This window comes from Streptosporangium sp. NPDC051023 (assembly GCF_040689595.1).
Taxonomy (GTDB): Bacteria; Actinomycetota; Actinomycetes; order Streptosporangiales; family Streptosporangiaceae; genus Streptosporangium.
In genome coordinates this window covers 88506-111040 of the sequence record NZ_JBFBCE010000018.1, presented here as the reverse complement: position 1 = coordinate 111040, position 22535 = coordinate 88506, and the positions used below count along the sequence as shown (strand labels likewise).

Annotated in this window: 22 protein-coding genes, 1 tRNA gene and 1 pseudogene; 5 read left to right on the top strand and 19 right to left on the bottom strand. The window is 68.0% G+C overall.

Annotation, left to right across the window (positions count from 1 at the left end):
- Positions 1-57: 57 nt before the first annotated feature.
- Positions 58-666, bottom strand: a complete 609-nt coding sequence (locus AB0395_RS14705; RefSeq protein ID WP_366280756.1) for a helix-turn-helix domain-containing protein — start codon at positions 664-666, stop codon at positions 58-60.
- 46 nt (positions 667-712) lie between these two features.
- On the opposite strand from AB0395_RS14705, the gene AB0395_RS14700 reads away from it, so the two are divergent.
- The gene (locus tag AB0395_RS14700; RefSeq protein WP_366280754.1) at positions 713-1909 is read left to right on the top strand and encodes an FAD-dependent monooxygenase; all 1197 of its coding nucleotides are present in this window, start codon (positions 713-715) and stop codon (positions 1907-1909) included.
- A gap of 131 nt (positions 1910-2040) precedes the next feature.
- Here AB0395_RS14700 and AB0395_RS14695 read toward each other — a convergent pair whose 3' ends face one another.
- The 12 genes from AB0395_RS14695 to AB0395_RS14640 form a co-directional block, all read right to left on the bottom strand.
- On the bottom strand, positions 2041-4554 hold the full coding sequence (locus AB0395_RS14695) for an FtsX-like permease family protein (RefSeq protein WP_366280752.1): 2514 nt from the start codon (positions 4552-4554) through the stop codon (positions 2041-2043).
- 1 nt (position 4555) lies between these two features.
- Entirely contained in the window at positions 4556-5326 is a 771-nt protein-coding gene (locus AB0395_RS14690; protein WP_366280751.1) for an ABC transporter ATP-binding protein, read from the bottom strand.
- A gap of 362 nt (positions 5327-5688) precedes the next feature.
- Entirely contained in the window at positions 5689-6141 is a 453-nt protein-coding gene (locus AB0395_RS14685) for a hypothetical protein (protein WP_366280749.1), read from the bottom strand.
- Between the two features lie 301 nt (positions 6142-6442).
- On the bottom strand, positions 6443-7108 hold the full coding sequence (locus AB0395_RS14680) for a response regulator transcription factor (RefSeq protein WP_366280747.1): 666 nt from the start codon (positions 7106-7108) through the stop codon (positions 6443-6445).
- A 225-nt stretch (positions 7109-7333) separates the two neighbouring features.
- Positions 7334-8548, bottom strand: coding sequence for a sensor histidine kinase (locus AB0395_RS14675; protein ID WP_366280746.1), 1215 nt, complete (start codon positions 8546-8548; stop codon positions 7334-7336).
- A gap of 341 nt (positions 8549-8889) precedes the next feature.
- The gene (locus tag AB0395_RS14670) at positions 8890-9600 is read right to left on the bottom strand and encodes a hypothetical protein (RefSeq protein WP_366280745.1); all 711 of its coding nucleotides are present in this window, start codon (positions 9598-9600) and stop codon (positions 8890-8892) included.
- A 21-nt stretch (positions 9601-9621) separates the two neighbouring features.
- Positions 9622-10353, bottom strand: a complete 732-nt coding sequence (locus AB0395_RS14665; RefSeq protein WP_366280743.1) for a pentapeptide repeat-containing protein — start codon at positions 10351-10353, stop codon at positions 9622-9624.
- A gap of 3 nt (positions 10354-10356) precedes the next feature.
- On the bottom strand, positions 10357-10542 hold the full coding sequence (gene amcA / locus AB0395_RS14660) for a multiple cyclophane-containing RiPP AmcA (RefSeq protein WP_366280741.1): 186 nt from the start codon (positions 10540-10542) through the stop codon (positions 10357-10359).
- On the bottom strand, positions 10539-11672 hold the full coding sequence (amcB, locus tag AB0395_RS14655) for a cyclophane-forming radical SAM peptide maturase AmcB (protein ID WP_366280740.1): 1134 nt from the start codon (positions 11670-11672) through the stop codon (positions 10539-10541). Before amcB ends, amcA begins: the two co-directional genes overlap by 4 nt.
- A 374-nt stretch (positions 11673-12046) precedes the next feature.
- A complete protein-coding gene (locus AB0395_RS14650) occupies positions 12047-12214 on the bottom strand; it encodes a hypothetical protein (protein ID WP_366280738.1) in 168 nt (55 codons plus the stop codon).
- Positions 12211-12576 (bottom strand): hypothetical protein, encoded by a 366-nt coding sequence (locus AB0395_RS14645; protein ID WP_366280736.1) that lies wholly within the window; start codon positions 12574-12576, stop codon positions 12211-12213. The genes AB0395_RS14650 and AB0395_RS14645 overlap by 4 nt, the downstream gene beginning before the upstream one ends.
- 64 nt (positions 12577-12640) lie before the next feature.
- A complete protein-coding gene (locus tag AB0395_RS14640) occupies positions 12641-13846 on the bottom strand; it encodes a helix-turn-helix transcriptional regulator (protein WP_366280734.1) in 1206 nt (401 codons plus the stop codon).
- A 504-nt stretch (positions 13847-14350) separates the two neighbouring features.
- Between AB0395_RS14640 and AB0395_RS14635 the strand changes: the two genes are divergently transcribed.
- Positions 14351-14935 carry a hypothetical protein gene (locus tag AB0395_RS14635; RefSeq protein WP_366280732.1) on the top strand — a complete coding sequence of 195 codons (585 nt, stop codon included), beginning with the start codon at positions 14351-14353 and terminating at the stop codon, positions 14933-14935.
- Positions 14936-15226: 291 nt separating this feature from the next.
- On the opposite strand, the gene AB0395_RS14630 is transcribed toward AB0395_RS14635, so the two are convergent.
- Both AB0395_RS14630 and AB0395_RS14625 read right to left on the bottom strand, forming a co-directional pair.
- Positions 15227-15300 (bottom strand) — tRNA-Leu (locus AB0395_RS14630).
- A gap of 30 nt (positions 15301-15330) precedes the next feature.
- A pseudogene (locus AB0395_RS14625) lies at positions 15331-15501 on the bottom strand (HNH endonuclease); the annotation flags it as partial.
- 84 nt (positions 15502-15585) lie between these two features.
- Between AB0395_RS14625 and AB0395_RS14620 the strand changes: the two are divergent.
- Positions 15586-15825, top strand: a complete 240-nt coding sequence (locus AB0395_RS14620; RefSeq protein WP_366280731.1) for a hypothetical protein — start codon at positions 15586-15588, stop codon at positions 15823-15825.
- Between the two features lie 15 nt (positions 15826-15840).
- On the opposite strand, the gene bcp is transcribed toward AB0395_RS14620, so the two are convergent.
- Positions 15841-16305, bottom strand: a complete 465-nt coding sequence (bcp, locus tag AB0395_RS14615; protein WP_366280729.1) for a thioredoxin-dependent thiol peroxidase — start codon at positions 16303-16305, stop codon at positions 15841-15843.
- A gap of 112 nt (positions 16306-16417) precedes the next feature.
- On the opposite strand from bcp, the gene AB0395_RS14610 reads away from it, so the two are divergent.
- Positions 16418-16756, top strand: coding sequence for a DUF3618 domain-containing protein (locus AB0395_RS14610; protein ID WP_366280728.1), 339 nt, complete (start codon positions 16418-16420; stop codon positions 16754-16756).
- A 149-nt stretch (positions 16757-16905) separates the two neighbouring features.
- Here the strand turns inward: AB0395_RS14610 and AB0395_RS14605 are convergent, their stop codons facing one another.
- Positions 16906-18099, bottom strand: coding sequence for an amino acid deaminase/aldolase (locus AB0395_RS14605; protein WP_366280726.1), 1194 nt, complete (start codon positions 18097-18099; stop codon positions 16906-16908).
- Between the two features lie 151 nt (positions 18100-18250).
- Here AB0395_RS14605 and AB0395_RS14600 point away from each other — a divergent pair, with 151 nt between their 5' ends.
- On the top strand, positions 18251-18868 hold the full coding sequence (locus AB0395_RS14600; RefSeq protein ID WP_366280725.1) for a DUF6286 domain-containing protein: 618 nt from the start codon (positions 18251-18253) through the stop codon (positions 18866-18868).
- Positions 18869-19056: 188 nt separating this feature from the next.
- Here the strand turns inward: AB0395_RS14600 and AB0395_RS14595 are convergent, their stop codons facing one another.
- Together AB0395_RS14595 and AB0395_RS14590 are read right to left on the bottom strand one after the other, a co-directional pair.
- A complete protein-coding gene (locus AB0395_RS14595) occupies positions 19057-20970 on the bottom strand; it encodes a hypothetical protein (RefSeq protein ID WP_366280723.1) in 1914 nt (637 codons plus the stop codon).
- A gap of 131 nt (positions 20971-21101) precedes the next feature.
- Positions 21102-22478, bottom strand: a complete 1377-nt coding sequence (locus AB0395_RS14590; protein WP_366280722.1) for an L-serine ammonia-lyase — start codon at positions 22476-22478, stop codon at positions 21102-21104.
- Between the last annotated feature and the right edge of the window lie 57 nt (positions 22479-22535).

Below are 22535 nucleotides of genomic sequence, written 5' to 3'. Positions count from 1 at the left end.
GCACACCACCTCCACATGGTCAGGTACCGGGCAGCCGTAGGAGCGTGCGAGACGCCTTTATCGGGTCTCGGACGGAGTGCCGGGCGTTTGCGGACGGAGACCGCCCATGAGCACCGTGAGGTAACTCGCCGCCAGCTCGGATGAGTTCGCTCGTGATCTGGCGATCGCGTAGGTGCACTCGCCGATCAGTGTCATGGTGACGGTGGCGTCGAGGTCGGTCCGGATGGTCCCGGCGTCGCGCGCATGGGTGATCATCTCCAGGAGGACCTGCTGCACGGCCTCTTGCGCGGCTTCGGTGGCCGGTAGGTCGAGGGCCTCCACTTGGGGGTTCATGGTGTGGTGGGCGGCCTGGAAGGCGAGCAGATCGCCGAGGAAGGTCCGGAGCGCCTCGTCGGGGCGTAGGTCGGACAGCAGGTCGCGGGCTCGCTGGACGAGGGGTGTGAGCAGGCCGGAGACGGCGGCGTCGATGAGAGCGTCCTTGCCGCCGAAGGCGCGGACCACGGTCGCCGCTCCCACCCCGGCCTTCGCGGCAATGGCCTCGACGGTGATGACGGCGTTGGGGTCGGTCAGGAGTTCCTTGGTCGCCTCCAGCGCGCGCTGCCGGTTGCGGACGGCGTCCGCGCGGAGTCGGGGATGAGCGGTTGACATCTGGAATGCGTCTTCCATATCTTCTTAACTGAAACGAGCATTTCAGTTAAGTCTAGGGGGAACCATGCCGACGAACAAGCGGATCTTGATTTCCGGGGCGAGCATCGCCGGGCTGACCCTGGCGTACTGGCTGGCCCAGCGTGGCTTCCAGCCCACGGTGATCGAGCGCGCACCCGCTCTGCGCACCGGCGGCAACGGGGTCGACCTACGCCACGAGGCCATCGAGGTAGCCGAGCGGATGGGCATCATGGCGCAGGTCCGCGCGGCCGCGACCGATGTGCGGGGAATGAAGTTCGTCGACGCCGCCGACCAGAGCGTGGCGCGTATCGACATCCCGGACGCCGGCGGGGTGGAGATCATGCGGGGCGACCTGGTCGCCCTCCTGCACCGGGCGGCCGGAGACGGCGTCGAGTACATCTTCGGCGACTCCACCACGGCGCTGGAACAGGACGGCGACGGCGTCACGGTCACCTTCGAGCACGCTCCCACCCGCCGATTCGACCTGGTCATCGGCGCCGATGGCCTGCACTCCACGATCCGCAAGCTCGCCTTCGGCCCCGAATCTCAGTTCCTGCACCACAAGGACCACTACTTCGCCTTCGCCGGCACCGACGCCTCGCTGGGTGAGGGCCGCTGGATAACCATGTACAACCTGCCCGGCAAGATGGTCGGCATCTACCGCTCGGGTAACCACGCTCAGGCGATGGCGTACTTCATCTTCCGCAGTCGGGAGACGATCGACTACGACCACCGCGACGTCGAGCAGCAGAAGGACCTGATCCGTGCGGCCTTCGCCGGCGAGCCGTCGTGGCGGATACGTGACCTGCTGGAGACGGCGCTGGCCGACCCTGACTTCTACTTCGACGCGCTCAGCCAGGTCCGCATGCGGTCGTGGTCCACGGGCCGGATCGCGCTGGTGGGTGACGCCGCCTACTGCGCCTCGCCCGCCTCGGGCGCCGGGGCCGAGCTCGCCTTGGTCGGCGCTTACCGGCTCGCCGGCGAGATCGCGGCTGCCTACGGTGATTACGAACTCGCCTTCCGGCGCTACGAGGAAGGCCATCGCACGCTGGTGGAGAGAAAGCAGCAGATCGGCGCCAATCTCCGCCTCATGGTCCCCAAGACCCGCACCGGCCGATGGGTGCGCGACGCCCTGGTCCGGCTACCGCTGATGAGGATCATGGCGGCAGCGGAGGGCTTCACGCAGGGCAAGAACCGCACGTCTCTGCCCAGCTATCCGGCTTCTTCTCCGGCGGCGAGTTGATCTCGGCGGGAAACCCGCCCTCCGCGTCGGACGAAGCCGGATCGGAACAGGGCGGAAGTGATCGATAACCCGCCATGGGCAGGCACGTCAACGCGTTGACGTGCCTGCCCGGCCATGGACCGGGATCCCGGTCAGCCGCTGGCCAGCGAGTTCACGATCGAGGCGCGTGCCGCCTTGCGGGCCGGCAGTACGGCGGCGAGCACTCCCGCCAGGCCGGACAGCGCCACGAACGCCAGGATCTGCGGCACGGGAAGGGTGAACATGACCTCGGTCGTCGCGGTCTGCGCGGCGGCCCAGCCGAAGGTGATGCCGAGCACCACGCCGACCAGCGCCCCGATGAGCCCCAGGATCAGGGCCTCGACCGAGAGCATCCGCCGCAGCTGCGGCCGGGTCAGGCCCAGGGCCCGCAGCAGCGCCGACTCCCTGGTCCGTTCATGGACCGACAGGGAGAGCGTGTTGGCGATACCCAGCAGCGAGATCAGCACGGCGAGCCCCAGCAGGCCCGTGATGATCATCACGACCATGTCGAGCGCCTCGTCGAACTGGCTCCTGACATCCGTCGAGCTGGCCACCTTCGCCGTCGGGTACGGCTGCGCCGCCGCCTCGACCACCTTGCGCGCCGCATCCGGGCTGACGCCGTCCTTGGCGTTGACCAGGATCCGCCTGTCGTCGACCGCGCCGAAGTAGCGCTCGAACTCCTCCGCGGGCACGGTCACGCCCGCCAGGTCCGTCTTCTGGGAGTCGAAGAGGCCGACCACCGTGAGCTCGACCCGACCCGCCTTCGTCGTGCGCAGCGGGACCCGGTCGCCGACCTTGACTTTGAGTTCCTTCGCCACGTAGTCGGCCATTGCCACGGTCCCCGGCTTGAGGGCGCCGAACGAGCCCGAGGTGAAGTCCGGCGTGAAGTCCGGCGACGCGGTGAACGTCCCCGCCTCGTACGTGCCGCCCTTGCTCCCGACCCTGGCCTCGGTCTCGCGGAGCGCGACGACCGAGGCCAGCTCCGGCCTGGTCCGCAGGCTCTCGGCCAGGGCGCGCGGCAGGCCCGATTCACGGTCCTGGGCCTGGAGCATGTAGTCGACGGGAAACTGGTCGTCGAGCTTGTGGGAGTAGGTCAGCCGCAGCGTGCCGGTGAGGACCGAGATGAGCGTCATCAGCGTCACGCCCACGGTGAGCGCCACCGTCGTGGTCGCGGAGCGTCTGGGGTTGCGCCCCGAGTTGTCCAGGGCGAGCCTGCCGGGCACCCCGAAGACCTTGCCGGGCAGCCAGCCGACGAAGGCGCTCAGCGGTGTGACGATCACCGGGCCGAGGATCAGCACCGCGAAGAAGACCAGCGAGCCGCCCACCATGACCGTGATGAGCGGGATCTGGCCGGGGTCCATGCTCACCCCGGCCACGGTGGTGCCGACCCCCGCGACCAGGAACAGTCCGGCGAAGATCACTCGGACCAGGCCCGTCTTGAAGGTGTGCTCCTCGACCTGGGCGCGCAGCGCGGCGATCGGCGCCACCCTCGTCGCGGAACGGGCGGGCAGCAGCGCCGCGCCGACCGTGACGAGAACGCCGATGAGCATGGCCAGGATGACGGTGCGCGGGGTGAGGGTCGCGGTCGCCTCGGGTAGCGGCGCGCCGATCGAGCGGAGCACGGTGAGGGCTCCCCCGCCCAGGCCGTAGCCGAGCAGCAGGCCGAGGACCGACGACGTCAGGCCGACCACGACCGACTCGAGCAGGATGGAGCCGAACACCTGCCCGCGCGTCGCGCCGATGCAGCGCAGCAGCGCCATCTCGCGGGTGCGCTGGGCGACCAGGATGTTGAAGGTGTTGTAGATGACCAGCGCGGCCACGAACATCGCGACCAGGCCGAACAGCAGCAGACCCATCGTGAGGAACTGGCTGTCGGCGCCGTTGGCCTTCACCATGTCGTCGGCGTACTGCCTGCCGGTCTTGACCTGGTGTCCCGCCCCGAGGGCCGTGGCGATCGAGGTGCGCGCCGCCTCCTGCGTCACGCCCTCGGCGGTCGCGACGTCGATCTCCCTGAAGCCTTGCGCCCCGGTCATCATCCTGGCCGTGTCCGTGGTGTAGCCGACCGCGCCGGTGAAGCCCAGCTCCTGGTTGAGGCCGACGTCGAACAGGCCGACCAGGGTGAACTCGTGCTTGACGTTTTTCGAGTCCAGCACGGTGATGGTCTCGCCCACCGTGAAGCCGCGCGTCTTGGCCGTGTTCTTGTCGAGTACGGCCTGCGTCGTGGTCTTCGGAGCGGAACCGCTGGTGATCGAGGTGCGGTTCAGCCGCCCCTGGACGATGGAGATCCCCGCGGTTGGGTAGTCTCCCACGGCCTTGCCGTCCTTGCCGATCAGCGCGGACGTGCCCTGCACGAGACCCTGGGCGTCGGCAACGCCGTCGACGGCGCGGATCTTTCGCAGGGCGGTGTCCGACAGGAGCGCGGGGCTGTCTTTCTTGCTGGGGGAGGGGAGCACGGCGACGTCGATCTTGTCGGCGGCCGCGCCGAATGTCTGGGTGAAGCCGGCCTGCATGGTGTCGGTGAGCACGAACGTGCCCGCGATGAAGCCGACCCCCAGCGCGATCGCCAGCGAGGTGAGCAGCAGGCGCAGCTTGCGCGCCCTGAGCCCGGCCAGAGTCGTCCTGAGCACCTCAGGCCTCCAGCTTCATCAGCGTGTCCAGCACGCTCTGCGGGGTCGGCCGGAACAGCTCGCTGACCAGCAGGCCGTCCCGCAGGAAGATCACCCGGTCGGCGTACGACGCCGCGACCGGGTCGTGGGTGACCATCACGATCGTCTGGTTCAGCTCGCGCACCGACGTGCGCAGAAACGACAGCACCTCGGCACCGCTGCGCGAGTCCAGGTTGCCGGTCGGCTCGTCGGCGAAGATGACCTGGGGCCTGCTGATCAGGGCGCGGGCGACCGCGACCCGCTGCTGCTGGCCTCCGGACAGCTCGGTCGGCTTGTGCCCGAGCCGGTCACGCAGGCCGACGGTCTCCACGACCCTCTCGAACAGGGCCTGGTCGGCCTGGCGCCCGGCGATCTCCAGCGGAAGCCTGATGTTCTGCTCGGCGGTCAGCGTCGGCAGCAGGTTGAACGCCTGGAAGATGAAGCCGATCCGCTCGCGGCGCAGCAGTGTGAGCTGCTTGTCGTTCAGCCCGGTGAGCTCGACCTCACCGATGTGCACCTGCCCGTGGGTGACCGTGTCCAGCCCGGCCAGACAGTGCATGAGCGTGGACTTGCCGGAGCCGGAGGGCCCCATGATCGCGGTGAAGGCGCTGGTCGCGAAGGAGACGTCAACTCCCCGGAGAGCCTGGACGGCCGCGTCCCCCTGGCCATAGATCTTGGTCAGGCCTCTGGCCACCACGGCAGCCGCCGCGTCCTCCCGCGCGTTCCGCGCGCCGACCTCTCCGGTGATGGTCACGTCACTTCTCCTTGGCAACCGTGCGTCTATGACGTGACAAACGCTATTGCCGGGGGAAACACCCTCCATCAGCCTGCGGGACGGACTTCGCTTCAGCCACGGGATGTCCGCCGTGGGGGCGCTGCTACCTGCGATGTAGCCCCTCATCGGCCATTCGGCTGAGTCCGGGCTCGCGTAGGCGGGGGCCCCGAAAGGTCGGATCGTGCAGGCGGGTCCGTGAAAGTGGGGAAAGATCTTGTGAAGCTACGGCGGGCGGTGCCCCCGCCGTAGCCGAATTCCTCACTGAGCCCGCGAAAACCATTCTTTCTTGTGGGGCTCGGCCGTTGTCCGGCGATTCCCCGCCGGTCAGGGCGGGGGCGCGGTCACTTTTCCGGCGGGGTGACGGCCCGCCAGAGCTGGGCCAGCGACAGCGTGTCGCCCCACTGGCGGACGGGGACCACGTACACGTTGTTCAGCTCGTTGCTCCCCTGCGGGGCGAGGGCGTAGTTGGGGTAGATCTGGGGGACGATCGCGAAATGGTCGGCCCCGACGACGGGCCGCAGCAGGTACCAGACCTGCTTGGACGAGCCGTCGGGAGCCTGGAGTCTGGGGTAGTCCTGAGCCGTCACACCCGCGGTCAGGCAGCGCTTGTTCTCGTAGCTCTTGATCAGGTAGGTGTTGCCGAGAATCTGGGTCGGCTCCAGGTACCACAGATGCCCGAGAAGGCCCTTGGCCGTCTGCAGGGGATCGCCGTTCCACGTCTGCACGGCCTCGTTGGGGTTGTCGTTGTAGTTGTCGGTCTCCAGGTACGTTCCGGTGACCTGGTGGACGAGCATCAGAGCACCATTGAACGGCGTCGACATAATTCGCTTTTTCTCCCGCGTTAATCGGCTTCGATGGATTTACCTCCAGGACCGCCCGCCACGTGCGGCCGTCATGCGAAACACAACCTATATCAACGCTTTTGGTAAATGAAGAGGCGGGCGAAGAGGTTTGCGTCCGAATAACGGGAAAGATATTCACGAAAAACATTCATGAATTCGAGGGCTGCTTTCCTTGAATCCGTCGGCTGCCATGCCCGCGCGAGGTGACGCGTCTCGGCGCGCCGGACAGGCGGGTGCCGGGCGGTGACTGGCCTCAGCCCGCCGAATGAGGGGTGACGAGCCCGGACTCGTAGGCGTACACGACCACCTGGGCCCGGTCACGCAGGCCCAGCTTGGCCAGCACCCTGCCCAGATGCGTCTTGACCGTCGCCTCGGCCAGGTCCAGCCGATCGGCGATCTCGCCGTTGGACAGCCCCCGGGCGACGAGCACGAGCACCTCACGCTCCCGTGCCGTCAGCCCGCCGAGCGCGGCGGGCTCGGCCGTACCGGGAGAGGGAAGGTGCACGGTGAAGCGTTCCAGCAGTCGTCTGGTCGTGCTCGGCGCCACGACCGCGTCCCCGCTGTGCACCGAGTGGATGGCGCTGATCAGGTCGGCGGGCGGCACGTCCTTCAGCAGGAACCCAGAGGCGCCCGCCTTCAGCGCCGCGAACACGTAGTCGTCCAGGTCGAACGTCGTCAGGATCAGCACCCGCGGCCTGTCCGCCGCCGCGCAGATCAGACGGGTCGCCTCGACGCCGTCCATGACCGGCATCCGGACGTCCATCAGCACGATGTCCATCTCGATCGTCCTGGCCGCCTCGACTGCCGCCGCCCCGTCGCCCACCTCCGCGACGACCTGGATGTCCGGCTGCGCACTGAGCACCATGCGGAACCCGACCCGCAGGAGCGCCTGGTCGTCCACCAGCATCACGCGAATCACCGGTCGTTCACCACTTCTCGTTCGCCCGGCCGACGGCTCTCGTCCTTCCGCCGACGGCTCTCTCACCCCGCCGGGTCCACTTCGTCACCGGCCGCTCGTACTCTCTCACCCGTTACGGCGGAGCCTCCGCTCCGCTCACCCGTCACGGTGTCCTCTCCTCTCACCTTGCCATGGCGGGCCCTCCGCTCCGCTCACCTACGGTGCCGACCTTCTCCTCTCGCTCCGTCACGCCGCCCTGCTCTCCCGGGTCTCGCTTATCGGCAGCCGTGCCGTCACCTGGAACCCGCCTCCCGGATGGGGCCTGGCCTCGACGGTCCCGCCGAATATGGCGGCCCGCTCCCGCATGCCGACCAGGCCGTGCCCGTCCGGGCTCATGGGGGCCGCGGCGCCGCGGCCGTCGTCGGTCACCCGCAGCAGCAGCTCCCGCGCGCCGTACTCCATCTCGACCGTGGCTCGGCTGTCCGGCCCGCCGTGCTTGAGGGTGTTGGTGAGCGCCTCCTGGACGATCCGGTAGATCGTCAGCTGCTCCCCCTCGGGGAGGTTCCGCGGGGGACCGGTGACCCGGAAGTCGACGGGCAGTCCCGAGGCCCGCACCTGGGCGACCAGGTCGTCCATCTGCGACAGGCTTGGCTGTGGGGCGTACTCCTCGGGCACGCCCTCGGTCCGCAGGACACCCACCATCCTGCGCATCTCGGCCAGCGCCTGCCGACCCGTGTCCGAGATGGCCCGCATCGCCTCGCGGGCCATCTCCGGATCGCTGTCGATCGCGTAGCCCGCGCCGTCCGCCTGAACGATGATCACGCTCACGTTGTGCGCGACCACGTCGTGCAGCTCACGGGCGATCCTGGTCCGCTCGGCCGCCGCGGCCAGCCGTACCTGCTGGTCGCGCTCGTGCTCGGCCCGCTCGGCCCGCTCCTCCAGGCTCTCCAGATAGCGGCGGCGGGTGTTGGCGTAGATGCCCGCGATCCAGATCGCGATGACGAACACCGAGAGGCTGGCCCAGGTGATGAAGTCCGGGTCGATGACGATCTGCCCGAAGGAGAGGGCGAGCCCCAGCTCCGCCACCAGGCCCGCGGCGATCGCCCAGCGCAGCAGGCACCGCGACGCCACGCTGTACATGGCGATGAGCACGGCCACGTTGAAGGTCAGGGGTCCGATCCCGAGGAGCCACTGGCAGAAACTCCCCAGCGAGATGACCGCGAACACCGTGAGAGGACGCTTGCGCATCCAGAGCAACGGAACGACCGTCACCAGCCCGAACCCCAGGATTGCCCATGGTCCGACGCTCACGCCGGACCATGGGACAGTCCTTATCCCCGCGTCCACCCGCGTGGTGACGAACCACGCGTGTGCCACCGAGAGTGCCAGGAAGGGCGTCAGCCAGCAGGCGTCGACGACACCGGGATGACGCCGACTCCAGTCGAGTAATCTGCCGAACACGTCACCACAATACGTATGCGCAGATCAGTGCCCTTCCCCCTCAGGGGGGAACCGCGTATACGACTCAGGTCGCACGTTGTGCGCGGTTTACGCCCTGCTTACGCCCTGTTGGGCACCATGGTTTTCGGGAGCACCCTCCGGGGTGAGTAAAGGGAGAGATTGTTTGTGATGGCGGATCACAACAATGCCGGGTCGCGCGGTGAAGAGGACGCACCGCGCGACCCGTCGCCTCTCCGGAACGATACGGACTTCACCGTCGCCACCTCGCGATGGCGGCTGCGGCTGCCCAGCACTGATAGGCGCGGAGGTATGGGACACCCGGCGGTGCGGGCTGTCTCGGCTCAGCCCAGCCAGAAAGCGGCGAGTGACCACCTCTGGGCGCCGCTTGTGGAGCCATCGTGCGGCGCGAGCTCGGTTGGCGCGATATATCCCTGGCCGGGCTCCAGGCGGATGCGCAGGCACCGCAGAAGGTATCCGTCGGCGATGTATTGACGCACGTCGTCGGTGTGCGGGCAGTACTGCTCTTGGTCCTGACCCAAGGCGCGACAGATTTCCATGATGTCCCGGTCGCCGACCAGTAGATAGCGGGTGCCAGGTCCCAGGTTGAGGCAGAGGCGTCGGCGGCTGAGATGTCGCTCAGGGTAAGTCCGCCGGTCGAAGTTGTCGATGTGTAGCCCGATCCGGCGTTCGATTGCGGGGTCTTCGGTACTGGTGAGCTGTCCGGGTTGGCTGGCTGTGCAAGCGAGGCGCCTGCGCGGCCAGCGGCCTTCCAGCGGGTTGAGAACAGTCGCGGCGTCCAGGCGGCCCTGTAGATCATCGGAGGCGGACATCGGCAGGGGTTGGGTGACCAGCTCGATTACCATGCTGCTCGGGGTGGCGTCGTCGGGTCGGAGACATTCGGCGTCGTCCTCGCTGAGGGCTGCCCAGTTCCCTTGGGGGACGACGGCCACGCCGTCGTCGTAGCCTGGCGTGTCGCCCGCTTGCCTGACGTCCCCGATGTCGATGCGTTCCTGGAGGTCGCTGAATCGGTCGAATAGCAGCCGTACGCCCATGTCTCCGCCTCTTGTGCAGCCTTAACTAACGGTGATCTCCAGTTCGGCCGCGAACGCCTCGGCAAGGCCGTGGAGCTGCGGCCGATCAACGATGATCTTCTTGAGTGCGCTCACTCCACGAAGGCCGGACAGATCGTTGCCGCGCAGGTCGCAGGCACGGTAGGTGCCGCCGTCGAACTCGGTCAGATGCAGGTCGCACTCGTTGAACGCCACCCCGCTCAGGTCAGACCCGCTGAAACGAGCTTCCCGCAACGAGCAGTCGGCGAAGATCGCCGAACCTACGGTGCGGAGCCGGGTGAAGGCCGCGTAGTCCAGCTTGCACCGTTCGAAGGCCACGTCATCGAACGTGACGTTTTCCCACAGAGCGCCGAGCATCCTGCAGTTGGTGAACGTGACCCGGGAGAGCTTGCTGTCCACCCAGCGGAGGCCGGACAGGTCACAGTCGGAGAATTCCACCGAGTGCAGGCTCAGGTCGTCCAGGCGAGCACGCTGAGTGGTGAGGTCAGCGATGCGCCCGTCCATGAGCTGGGTTCCCGACAAAGACAGCTCGCGCAGACTGGCATTGGCGTATCGAAAGTCGCGCAACTGACCATGCTCGCCTTCCAGCGAATCGACCTCGTCCAGGTCCGCGTCGTCCAGGTCGGGCAGTGTAACGCTCGTCTGGCGTACAGTCCGTGTGTCCATCATCGTGCCTTCCAGGGGAGATGCTTGGTCTCGTCGTGGGCGGGGTGACCCCGCGCCCACGACGGTCATCTGCTACTTCTTCTTGCTCCAGTTGTCCCAGCTCGGCCTGTTATCGAACCCGCCCTTTTTGTTGTCCCAGCTCGGTTTGTTGTCGAACTTAGCGGCTTGAAGCGGATCGGGGTTCTCCAGGGAGCTGGTGCTGATCAGATCATCGATCACCTTCGCACCTGCGGTGGTCAGGTACTCCAACATGGTCATGCCGCGATCTCCTCTTTGGCTGAGGTGTACAGAGCGGTGATGAGGGCTTGACGGGTGAGTCGGCAGTAATCGGTCTCAGTAGTGGCGAAGCTGCCGTTCTCGAAGTAGCGGTTGCACGCCTGAGCACCTCGGCAGAAGTTCCAGAATTCGCATTCGGCTTCGCAGCGCCGCAGGCCGGCCATGAACTCGCGGACGTAGCGCAGCCGGTGGGCATGGGCCAGCATGCTGGCGATGCTCTGAGAGCAGACGTTCCCGGCGAGGAAGTCGCCGTAGGCGTCGTCACTGATGCCCGCCAGCTCGGGCGACATCAGCACCACGTCTCCATCCACCGACACGGTCGGAATCGGATCGAGGCCGTATCTGCACCACTCGTCACGTTGCCCGCTGCGGGCGAGGTACAGATAATCGGCGAGCCGGTCGAGCTCCCGCAGCGCGGGCCCCCCGCTGTGGGTCCTGCGCCAATCCATGACCCGCTTCCAGAACTGCTCGGCCTGGTCCTGGGGGATCCCGCACCGCCGATCGTTGACGCCTTCCATCTCCTCCACGTTCAGGCCGATGGTGTGCGCCTCCAGGTCGGCGAGAGCATCGAGGAGTAACTCCGGCTGTTCAATGCCCTCGGCCCCCACGACGGCGATCACGCTGAAGCGGATGCCGTGATCACGCAGGCGGCCAACGCCACGCACGATCCGGTCGAAGGCAGGCCGGCCACGTAGATCGACCCGCCGGGCGTTCAGAGCCGCCGGGCCGTCGATGCTGACGCCGACACGGACCTGGTGACGAGCGAGCAGATCGCACCACTCGTCGTCGATGAGGGTGGCGTTGGTCTGCACGCAGTGCTGGATCTGTCCCGCGTGACGGAACTGTTCGAACGGCGCGAGCAGCGCGCGGAACTTGCCCAGGCCCAGGGCCATGGGCTCCCCACCGTGCCACACGATTTCCAACGGGTGGTTGGGATCGACCAGCTCCGCAGCCGAGGCGGCAACGGCCTGGGCGACTTTGGGGGACATCTCATTGCTGATGCGCCGGTGCGGCAAGTAGCAGTACACGCAATCGAGGTTGCACAGTGTGGTCGGCTGGAGTACCAGGGTTCTGGCCTGACCGAACCACCGATCGAATTCTAATCCTTCCATTTCATGCCGTTCCTTTCATGGGGAAGGAACCAACCGTGCCTGTGGCCACGAGGGTTGTTGCCCTCCGCGCGCCCCGGGGAGGATGGTTCATTTCGTGGCCACACGTTCGTGCCCGGCGAGCATTGTCGGCCGGGTGAGCTGAGCGAAGATCTGCGTGATACCCCCTCCCATAGAGGAAGAAGCAGAAGGGGCATCACGCCGCGACCGAGGTTCCACGGCACCTCGCCCAGGGCCATGCGATCGCATCGCATCCCTGAACCCGCGGCGGGTGATGGCCGGTCCGACATACCCAAGGTCGCGCAGCATCTCGCCAATGGCGCGGTCAGCAACTTTGCCGACCCGACGGGGAATTCTGTGGCTGGATCTGAAGCGAATCACGACACACCGCCCATCGGGGCGGAGTCACCGCAGGCGCCGTAGCTGATGCCGGTCATCCCGGGGGTCGTGCCGAAGATGAAGTACGGCAGGGCGGTGAAGCGCGTTAGCTGGTCGGGTTCCTTATCGCGGAGTGCGGTTTCGCTAGGCTGCTCGGGGGTGGTCATGCCCACGCCCTCCCAGCACGCTCCTCCTGCTTGGCGATCAGGTCCGTCAATGCTTCGGGGGTGTCTGCGTCTACAGTCCGCCAGCAACCAGCTTTCTCCTGTTGAACGGTGAACCGACAGTCACGGCTGGCGTAGAGATGGTGCTCGTCGGACCAGAACACGTTCCAGCCCGGCACATCAGGCGTGACGACGCGCAGGACCGCAAGCAACTCGGCCAAGCTCTTGGCGCTTCGACGTACCTTTCCCCGCTGCGCCGTCCAGTTTCCCCCGGAGGAACTGAACCTCCAGTCTGGGAACTCGCATTGCGCCTCCTGCCGGACGCGGTCCACCACGACGTCTTCGCGAAGGGGGGGCGCTGCCATGACATGACCGTATGATCATCGTCTTCACACAGCCCGAACCGCTGTGTGCGAACTTAGAGTTCGCTCACTGAAGGATGTGGTGCCGTTCGGCGAGATGGCGCACTTCGGGCGCCCATGACGGACGGGCCCGTCGAGCTAGGGAACGCACCATCTCCCGCAGCAACCGCTTCTGGTCCAGTTCTTCAGGGCATTCCCGCTCGATGCGCAGCAGGTATACCAGGCTCGCCACGTCGTCCCCGATGTCTTCGCAGGCACGGGCGATCTGGGTCAGGTGCGTGGTCCGCCGCTCAACCGAGGGGGCGTGGGTGATGTCGATGTCGTCAGCGACGCGCAGTGCGTCTTCGGGGCGGCGGGTCTCACATTCGACGCTGGCCATGTGGATAGCCACGTTCGTCGGCCCGAACGCCAATCCGAAATGGTTGGTCCGCTCGTTGACTCGCTGCGCCATAGATAGGGTCGGGCCGCGCAGAAGCTCCCGCGCCTGCTGGTCGTCTCCAGATCGGGTCAGGGCGATTGCTGACATCAGGTTCAGCGCGCCGAAGACCGACAGGTGCCGGTCGTCGCCATCAGCGAGCGCGGGCTCAAATCGCTCCATGCCTCGACGGGCGACGTCGTAGGCAACTTCGTGCATGTCGTCGGAGAGCATGGACTGGCCGAGACACCAGTGGGCCCACGCGATCATGAGAGGGTCTTCGGTCTCCTCGGCATAGCGCATGGCCCGGTCGGCGGCCAGGTGTGCTAGGTCAATCCGCCCCAGGTGCTTGAGAACACCCCGACTCAGGATGTAGGCATCGCTGGCGACCCAACATGCGGTACGACGGTCATCCGGCCGACCGTCGGCTTCCAACACGAGCTGTTCAGCATCGCTGATCAGCCTTGGGAGGGTCCGCATGAGGATCGAGTACTTGTTCGGCGAGGTGAACCAGGCGTCACGGGCCGCGCTGATGCGTTCGGCGATCTGCTCGGCATCCGGCGGTTCGAGGTCAGGCGCGAGGGTCTTGTATGTGAAGATCGCCCGTTCGATGTCGCCGATCTGAGGGCGGCCAGGCTCGTGGGAGTCCCGAGGATTCTCGCCGAGGAGAACCGCGGTACGCACTCCGAGGACCTTGGCGATCTGCCGAAGCATCGGAAGGGATGGGGTGCGCTTGCCGTGCTCTATCAACTCGATATGACGAACGGTGCATCCCACCTGAGTTGCGAGTCCTGTGGTACTCAAACCTCTTCTCTCGCGCTCATGTCTGATCAGGTAACCCGTGTTAGCTTCGGCCATAGACCTTGCACCCTTCCGGTCTCCTCACCATCAGGCTAAGTCGCGGGGTCCTTATCGTGTGAGGGTTTCACCTCGCGGAGGCTCACTGGATGGTTCTCCCAGCGTCGCGAGCAGCGGCGAAAGCAGACCTCCCGAAGGGAGGATCCGCCGGGTCACGCCAGTACGGAACATGCGCCGGTACATTCGACGTACTGGCCCTCCAGCGATCGGAGAGCGGCGATCAGTTCGCGAGCCTGCTCGGGCATACCGGTGGACGACCTTGCCCTGAACCACCTAGGTGCCACGGTCAGTGGCGTACAGGGCGGGGCAGCCGTCCGAGCCGCTTGATGTGCCGAGCAGGGTGAGCCTTATGTTCACGTACCTTCCGTGACAAGGTTGGTGCGTCGCCCATGATGCGACGCTGTGCAGGGAAGTGCGTCAAGACGCTTCTTTCTCCCGCTCGGGGCCGAGGAGCCACCGCCACGTGCTGATCCGCTCCCGAACGGGCACTCCCCGGCGGCGACCGTGAGGCTGCCCGGCGTAACGCACACGAGTGTCCCCTCCCTGGCCGCGCCGGGCCATGTGGACCTGGAACAGGCCAGAGGTCTCCTGCAGGGGCTCGGTGCCCTCGCTACCCCGCCCTGGCGCCTGACCTATCGCTATCTGTGGGGCGGTTCCCTCGGCTCCCGCCGCGACGCCATCGTCGCCATCGTCTCCGGTCCGGGCACCCCGACCTTCCTCGCCGTCCAGACGACCTACACCGCCCCTGACGGATCAACAGAGCAGGACCGTCTCGGCCGTCTGGCGGGAGATTCCTCCCGCCCCGTCGGCTGGACCACGACCGTCGGCGGCTCCTCGGACTTCGCGACCGCCGCCGTTTACGTCCCCGGCGGAGCCGGGACCGGCGTCGAGCTACGGGAGGGGGGCAGGACGATCGCCATCGCGACCGCCGACGCCACCGGGCTCGCCGTCTTCTCTCCCGGCCTGCCGCAGGAACGGCTGCGCAGGTGCGAGTATCGCGTCCTGGACGCGGCGGGGAAGGTCGTCCATCGGGGAGGGCTCGACCTCGGTGCCCTCTACGCGGCCGTCATGGGAGGCTCCGACTGGTGAGAGCTCGCCGGGGGCTTCGGGTCTCCCGGCGGGGGCGCCGCGCTCCGCCCCAGGGTGGCTTCGCCCGCGTCACGCCCGGTTTCACCCGCGTCATGCCCGGCGGAGGCGTTCGCGCGGTCGCGTTCGAGGGCGGACTCGCGCAGCAGCCAGATCGCCTCACGTATCGCCGCGGATCTCGACGCTGCCTGTTCGCGGTTGACGTAATCTTCGAGAAAGAAAGCGTCTTGATTCGTCAGAGTGACGCTGACGGTCACGGATTTAAGCGTGACCGCGCTTTTGGTGATTCTATTGTGGGGCCGATGGGATTCGAACCCATACTGCGCGCCACCTAAAGACGCTGCCTCCTGCCGTTGGGCTACGGCCCCTTTGTTTTTCCCTGCGAAGTTCTCTGTCTGAGAATGGCAGTTCGGGCAGAGAAAACGCAAGTTGTTTATTCTGTTGTCGAGCCAGTCGCCGTTGAGGTGGTCGACATGCAACGTGAGCGGCTCGCCCTCCCAGGTGCCCTCGATCTTACAGGCACTGCACCGGTAGGGTACCCCGGCTTCCCGAAGTGCCCGACGCAGCATGGGGGGTTTGGTTCTGAGGGACCCCGGTGGCCGCACACGGAGAACCTGCTCCGGGGACAGGCGTCTGGCCGACCGTCGTCCGCGGTGGTGCGCCTGGCCGAGAAAGTGCGAGGTGCCGATCCCGAGGCGCTTCAGCTGGCGGCTGATGTGCGCGTGATTTCCGCCCGCGATCGTGATGCCGAGGCGGCGCAGGACGTCCGCGACGCTGAAGGAGGCCGCTGCGGCCTCGGCCAGCATTTCGGGGGTGTATTTGTACTTGGCCGGCATGCCCCAAGATTACGGAACGGCGCCGACAATTCCTGGGGCATGCGCAGGTCGTGGTAAATGGCGAAAAGGTAATCAGTCAACACCAAGTTCGCGGCGGAGGCGGGCCACGTGGCCGGTCGCCTTCACGTTGTAGAGGGCCTTTTCGATTTTGCCGTCCGCGTCGATGATGAAGGTCGAGCGCAGCACGCCGACGGTGGTCTTGCCGTACATCATCTTCTCACCGTAGGCGCCGTAGGCCTTGTGGACCTCCAGGCCGGGGTCGGACAGCAGCGGGAAGGTCAGGGCGTCGCGCTCGACGAACTTGGCGAGCTTGGCCGGGGTGTCCTTCGACACGCCGAGTACGGCGAAGCCCGCGGAGGTCAGGGAGGCGAGGCTGTCGCGGAAGTCGCAGGCCTGCTTGGTGCAGCCCGGGGTCATCGCGGCGGGGTAGAAGTAGAGGATCACACGCCTGCCGCGGTAGGCGTCGAGGGACACGGTGGTGTCGTCTGCGGCGGGAAGCGTGAAGTCCGGGGCGGCGTCGCCGGGCTCTAGTCTCATGGGTTTCCTCCGTGGAATTGTTCCCGGGTCAACTTACCGGCCTGCCCGAAGTGCCGTGGGTGGGGCGGACCTGACAGACTGATCAATGTCAAGGGCGATGAGAGGAGAGCCGATGACGGACACCGATCCCGCGGAGCTGGAGCGGCGAATCGAACAGACCCGCGCGGAGCTGGCCCAGACGGTTGACGCCATCGCCGACCGGGTGAGCCCGAAGAAGGTCGCGCGGCGGACCGTCGGCAAGGCCGAGACGAGCGCCAAGCAGTTCCTGGTCTCCGTCGGTGACAGGGTGAGCGACGCCGTGGGGATCACGCCGCGGCCGGTCAGGCTGGGAGACGAGCCGGACGACCTGTGGGCGGAGGAGCAGCCGAACCTGGCTCCGGTCCTGATCGGCGTGGGTGCCGTGCTGGCGGTCACCGCGGTGGTCATGCTCTGGCGGCGCCGCCGCCGCTGACGGGACGGCCGCAGCCAAGGGCGGCCGGAGAGGCGATCGCTTCAGCGGGGGAGCGGGGGCGTCGCCTCGTCCGGAGGCCTGCGGTGGTCAGCGGGGTACGGCCCTCCCCGCGGGTGGTCAGCGGAAGGTACGGCCTTCGCTGAGGGTGCTCAGAGGAAGGTACGGCCCTCGCCGCGGTAGGTGGGGACGGTCTCGACGACCTCGTCGCCGTCGACCAGGTGCAGGGCGGCGAACCGTTCGCAGAGCTCGCCCGCCTTGGCGTGCCGGAACCAGACGCGGTCGCCGGGGCGCAGATCCTCGGCAGCCTGGCCGATGAGCGGGGTCTGGACCTCGCCCGCCCCCTCGTCGGGGGCGTAGCGCAGCCCGCACGGTAGGTAGGGCTGGGGGAGGCGGTCCCGGCCAGGGGGGCCGGAGGCGTGGTAGCCGCCGCCGAGGACGGTGACGACGCCGGGGGCGGGGCGCCGTACGACGGGGAGGGCGAACAGGGCGGCAGGGCGGCCGGTGAAGCCGCGGTAGAAGTCGAACAGGCGCGGATGGAAGAAGCCGGATCCTGCGGCGATCTCGGTGACGACCCTCTCGCGGGCGGTTTTCTCGATGCTGCCGGTGCCGCCGCCGTTGACGAACTCCAGGTCGGTGATCTGAGTGACGGCCTGGACGATGCGGCCCCTGCGCACGACCAGCTCGCGCTGTGAGCGGGCCTGTATCCAGCGGATGGCCCCGGTGAGGGCGGGATTGCCACGCGGGTTGTCGCCGACCCCGGCGATCTGGGCCTCGTAGGCCATCATCCCGACCAGGCGGAAGCCCGGACGTTTGACGATGGCGGAGGCCAGGTCGGCGGCCTGGCCCGGCTCGCGTACCGGGGAGCGGCGGGCACCCACCCTGAACCTGCCGCCGAGCGCCACGAAGCCCGCATCTATATCAAGACATATCCGGATTTCGTGGCGATTGTTAACGGGGCTGACCGCGGCCTCGACGAGGTCCAGCTGCTCGGTGCTGTCGATCATCACCGTGATCTCCTCCGCCGCCCTGGGGTCGGCGGCGAGCTCGGCCAGTGCCGCGCGGTCGACGGTGGGATAGGCGACGAGCACGTCCCGTAGTCCGCGCCCAACCAGCCAGAGGGCCTCGGGCAGGGTGAAGGCCATGATTCCCGCGAAGCCGTTCATGGCGAGGATCCGTTCGAGGACGGCCCTGGACCGGACGGACTTGCTGGCGACCCTGATCGGTTTTCCGCCCGCCCTGCGAGCCATTTCGGACGCGTTCGAGCGCAGGGCCGCCAGGTCCAGCAGGGCGAAGGGGGGATCCAGGTGCGCGGTTGCCCGGTCGTAGCGCTGGCGGTCGTCCATGAACGCAGGATAACCTCACTCCGCTTAATATGAGTAGTGTTCATGTTAGTGGTCCGGCGGTAAATTCTCCGGACAGGGCGCTTCCAAGATCGTGAAAGTTGCCGCTTCGACCCCGCGCGCGATCACGCGGACGCGTAGACCTGACCAGGTGATGAGTACTCTCCAGGACATCATGGCGGGAACGGGCGGCACGACGGCCGGGGAGCACCTGCACGCGGTCCGCCGCAGGTCGGTGCGGTTGCTACGCCCAGAGAGGAACCCGGCGGGCCTCGCGGTGGCCCTGCTGGCCTCGGCCGGCCTCTCACTGGCCGCCGGTGTGACGGCGGGCCTGGCGATGGGCTCTCCTGTCGGGCGCGTGCCGTACCGGAGGTTCGCCGAGGGGATCGGGGTGGTCAGATGGTCCGACCCCGTGGTTTTCGCCGTGGCGCTGGCCGCGATGGCGGCGGGGGGCGTGCTGCTCATGCTCGCCGCTCTGCCGGGACGGACCCGGCTGGTGCCGCTCGAGTCCGCGGACTCCCGGATGGTGATCGGCCTGACCAGGGCCGGGCTTCGCCGTACGCTGCGGGCGGCGGCCGAGTCGGTCGACGAGGTCGGCAGGGCGCGGGTGCGTCTCGGGGCGCGTGACATCGAGGTCACCGTGTTTACCGACGCCGACCGGACCGGCAACTTGCTGCGCCAGGTGGGCACGGTCGTGGGGGACCGCCTGACAGCCCTGGGCGCGATGTGCGGGGGTGAGGTCGTCGTACGGCTGCGCAGACGGGGGGTCTGATGAAGGCGTATCTGGACAACAGGATCGGTCTGGCTGTCTTTGGGACGGTGCTGGCCGGGGCCGGGCTGTACGCGTTCCTGCGGGGGCAGGGGAGGTTCCACTCCCAGCCGCGCGGCGACCGGATCGCGGGCAGGGGCCTGCCCGCCTACCTGGCGGGGCACGCGTGGCTGGGATGGCTCCTCGCGCTGCTACTGGCGCTGCTGGCGTTGCTGGCGATCAGATGGCTGGTACGCACCCTGGGCTGGGGGCGCCTGGGGGGCCGCACCGGGGCCGGTGCCGCGATGCTGGGAGTCGCGGTTAAAGAAGTCGAAGGGCTCGGCCGAGTCAGCGTCAGGCACGTCAAAGGTGACCGTCTTCGGATCGCGATCACCTGCGGGCCCGCGGCCGACGTCGGCAAACTTGTCGCCCGGCTGAACAAGGACGCGGTCGGGAAGGTTCGCAGGACGGTAGGGGACGAGGACCTCGGGGCGGCCGTCCGCCTGCACGTCCGCTGTCGCTGAGCGGCTGTCGATCCGCCTGTCCATGACCGCTGAGCGGCCGTCCGTCCGCCTGTCCGGGGCTGCTGAGCGGCCGTCCGGCCGCCCGTCCGCTCGCCCGTCCGCTCGCCCGTCCGCTCGCCCGTCCGCTCGCCCGTCCGTGGTCGCCGGCCTCCGCTCCCGCGCCCCGAAGGCCAGCCCCGCCGCCAGGCAGGCGAACGGGACGGCCGGCACCACGTAGCGGTGGTCGAAGGCCGCGATGAAGGGCGGCAGGACCAGCAGCACGGTTCCCACCGCCCACGGCAGCAGCACGGCGCCGCCGAGCCGACGCCAGTTGCGCAGGACGCCGACCAGCCCGAACAGCGCGACCACGGCGAGGAAGGGCCCGCGCAGGAAGCCGAACTCCTGGTAGGCGCGCAGCCACCCGGCGTACGGCTCGACGAGACGGGTCTCGCCGGAGGCGCCCTGGTAGGCGACGGTCAGCTCCTCCGCGGTCTTTCCCTGGGAGGCGGCTCCGCTGGGGAAGGGCCTGGCGGCGTCGGGGAAGACGTAGGCGCTCTGCGGTCCCGGGGTCGGGTAGACCCGGCGGTCCCAGTCGAAGATGTGGGCCACGTCGGCCAGGCCCGCGTTGAGGAAGTCCAGCGGCTGGGCCCTGATGGCCTGGGTGGCGAAGGCACCCGCGAGCCTGTCGCGCTCGGCCCAGGTGCCCTTGATCCGGTTCAGCGGTGAGTTGCCGTCCCAGATGTAGACCGGCGGAGCCTTGCGCTCGCTCACCGGATCTGTCGGGCACAGAGCGGCCTCGGGGCCGGTCGGCTTGATCCTGGCGCAGTCGGCGAAGGTGATCGTGCGTGCCCATAGGAAGGCGTTCCCCCTGGTCAGCCCGTAGTTGCCGTACTCGGACCTGAACCAGGCCGCGTAGCCGCCCAGGCCGATCGCGCAGGCCAGCGCGGCGGCCGTGACCGCTCTCCACCCGGTCCGTCTGATCACCATGCACACCAGCACCACGGCGATCAGCGGCAGCCCGATCGTTCTGGTCGCGGTCGCCGCCGCGAGCAGTAACCCGGTGAGCAGCGCCGCCCAGACCGGCGGCCGCCGCCGCCACATCACCAGCGTGACCGCCGCGACCGCCAGGAACTCCAGCAGCAGATCCGCCATCACGAGGTGTTCGAGCTGGACCTGGTGGACGTCCAGCAGCACGGGGAGCGCGGCGAGCGTCGCCCCCCACCCCGGCAGCCCGCCGAGGCGGCGCAGCAGGAGGTAGACGCAGACCGCCATGGCGAGCCCGAGCAGGTGCTGGAACACGACCACCGCCTGGACGCTGGACAGCGGCCGCAGCGCCCACAGCAGCAGGGAGTAACCGGAGGGGCGCGACTCCATGGGCCGGGGGTCGAGCCCGGCGCCGAGGTAGACGAAGGAGTCGGCCCAGAACCACAGCGCCGGCCGGTAGCCGAGCACGGCCAGCGCGCGGACCCCGGCCCCGGCGAGCAGGGCGACCGCGAAGAGCACGTGGGAGCCGGCGAAGCGCAGCACACGGGGGCCGCGGTGATCGTGGGAGAGGGGGAGCGCGCGGTGGCGGGCACGGCTCCCCGGACGCGTTCCCTCCGGTTCAAGAACCTCCGTCGACACCGCGACCTCCCGAGTCTCAGCGACAGGGTCACCCAGCATAGGCGTGGCACGGGAGGTCACCGAGCGAGATGGTGAAATTTCGGGCTGATTGACTCATTTGTCCGATGGTGCTGGGCCCCCCGGTACGGCGGTCAGCACTCGATGACGTTCACCGCCAGGCCGCCCCGGCTCGTCTCCTTGTACTTGTCGAGCATGTCGCGCCCGGTGTCGCGCATCGTCCTGATCGCCTTGTCCAGGGACACGAAGTGACGGCCGTCGCCGCGCAGCGCGATCCTGGCCGCGGCGATCGCCTTGATCGAGGCGACCGCGTTGCGCTCGATGCACGGGATCTGCACCAGGCCGCCGATCGGGTCGCAGGTCAGCCCCAGGTTGTGCTCGATGCCGATCTCGGCGGCGTTCTCCACCTGCTCCGGGGTACCGCCCAGCGTCTCGGTGAGCCCGGCCGCGGCCATCGAGCACGCCGAGCCGACCTCGCCCTGACAGCCGACCTCCGCCCCCGAGATCGAGGCGTTCTCCTTGAACAGCACGCCGATCGCCCCCGCGGTGAGCAGGAAGCGCACCACCCCGTCGTCGTCGGCGTGTGGGACGAACCGGTCGTAGTAGGTGAGCACGGCCGGGACGATGCCCGCGGCGCCATTCGTCGGGGCGGTGACGATGCGCCCGCCCGCCGCGTTCTCCTCGTTCACCGCCAGGGCGAACAGCGAGACCCAGTCCATCGCGTGCAGCGGGTCCTTCTCCGTGGCCTCGCTCTGCAGCCTCCGGTGAAGCTGGTGGGCCCTGCGCTTGACCTTCAGCCCGCCGGGCAGCACGCCCTCCTTGGCGGTGCCGCGCCTGACGCACTCGGCCATGACGCGCCACAGCTCCAGCAACCGGTCGCGGATCTCCTGCTCCGAACGCCCGAAGGCCTTCTCGTTCTCCAGCATCAGGCCGGAGATCGACAGCCCCGTCTCCGCGCAGTGGCCGAGCAACTCGGCGGCCGTGGTGAAGGGGTACGGAAGGACGGTGTCGTCCGGCTTGATCCGATCGGCTCCGGTGGCGTTCTCGTCGACGACGAAGCCGCCGCCGACCGAGTAGTAGACCTTCTGGCGAAGGATGTCACCCGTTTCGGAGAAGGCGGTGAAGCGCATGCCGTTCGGGTGGTGCGGCAGTGAGATCTTGCGTTCGAAGACGAGGTGCTCGCCGACCACGAAGGGGATCCCGTGGGAGCCGTAGAGCTGGATCGTTCCCGAGGCGCGCATGGCGGCCAGCCGGTCGTCCACGGTGTCGACGTCGACGAGTTCGGGCTTCTCCCCGGACAGACCGAGCAGGACGGCTTTGTCGCTGCCGTGGCCCTTTCCGGTCAGGCCGAGTGAGCCGTAGAGGATCACCTCGACCCTGGCGGTCTTGTCCAGGAGCCCTTCCAGGTCGAGACCGCGGGCGAACTTGTGGGCGGCGGCCATCGGGCCGCCGGTGTGCGAGCTGGACGGGCCGATCCCGATCTTGAAGAGGTCGAAGACGCTGATCGCCATTGATCTGTCCCTGCCTTCATGCCATGTCACATCGCCGTGATCATGCGCGCCGGCGGG

What these genes read in the sequence shown, in the direction of transcription:
- AB0395_RS14705 (WP_366280756.1), bottom strand. Translation starts at nt 666, where the DNA reads ATGGAAGACGCATTCCAGATGTCAACCGCTCATCCCCGACTCCGCGCG.
- AB0395_RS14700 (WP_366280754.1), top strand. Translation starts at nt 713, where the DNA reads ATGCCGACGAACAAGCGGATCTTGATTTCCGGGGCGAGCATCGCCGGG.
- AB0395_RS14685 (WP_366280749.1), bottom strand. Translation starts at nt 6,141, where the DNA reads ATGCTCGTCCACCAGGTCACCGGAACGTACCTGGAGACCGACAACTAC.
- AB0395_RS14670 (WP_366280745.1), bottom strand. Translation starts at nt 9,600, where the DNA reads ATGGGCGTACGGCTGCTATTCGACCGATTCAGCGACCTCCAGGAACGC.
- AB0395_RS14665 (WP_366280743.1), bottom strand. Translation starts at nt 10,353, where the DNA reads ATGACCGTCGTGGGCGCGGGGTCACCCCGCCCACGACGAGACCAAGCA.
- amcA (WP_366280741.1), bottom strand. Translation starts at nt 10,542, where the DNA reads ATGACCATGTTGGAGTACCTGACCACCGCAGGTGCGAAGGTGATCGAT.
- amcB (WP_366280740.1), bottom strand. Translation starts at nt 11,672, where the DNA reads ATGGAAGGATTAGAATTCGATCGGTGGTTCGGTCAGGCCAGAACCCTG.
- AB0395_RS14650 (WP_366280738.1), bottom strand. Translation starts at nt 12,214, where the DNA reads ATGACCACCCCCGAGCAGCCTAGCGAAACCGCACTCCGCGATAAGGAA.
- AB0395_RS14645 (WP_366280736.1), bottom strand. Translation starts at nt 12,576, where the DNA reads ATGGCAGCGCCCCCCCTTCGCGAAGACGTCGTGGTGGACCGCGTCCGG.
- AB0395_RS14640 (WP_366280734.1), bottom strand. Translation starts at nt 13,846, where the DNA reads ATGGCCGAAGCTAACACGGGTTACCTGATCAGACATGAGCGCGAGAGA.
- bcp (WP_366280729.1), bottom strand. Translation starts at nt 16,305, where the DNA reads ATGAGACTAGAGCCCGGCGACGCCGCCCCGGACTTCACGCTTCCCGCC.
- AB0395_RS14610 (WP_366280728.1), top strand. Translation starts at nt 16,418, where the DNA reads ATGACGGACACCGATCCCGCGGAGCTGGAGCGGCGAATCGAACAGACC.
- AB0395_RS14605 (WP_366280726.1), bottom strand. Translation starts at nt 18,099, where the DNA reads ATGGACGACCGCCAGCGCTACGACCGGGCAACCGCGCACCTGGATCCC.
- AB0395_RS14600 (WP_366280725.1), top strand. Translation starts at nt 18,251, where the DNA reads ATGAGTACTCTCCAGGACATCATGGCGGGAACGGGCGGCACGACGGCC.
- AB0395_RS14590 (WP_366280722.1), bottom strand. Translation starts at nt 22,478, where the DNA reads ATGGCGATCAGCGTCTTCGACCTCTTCAAGATCGGGATCGGCCCGTCC.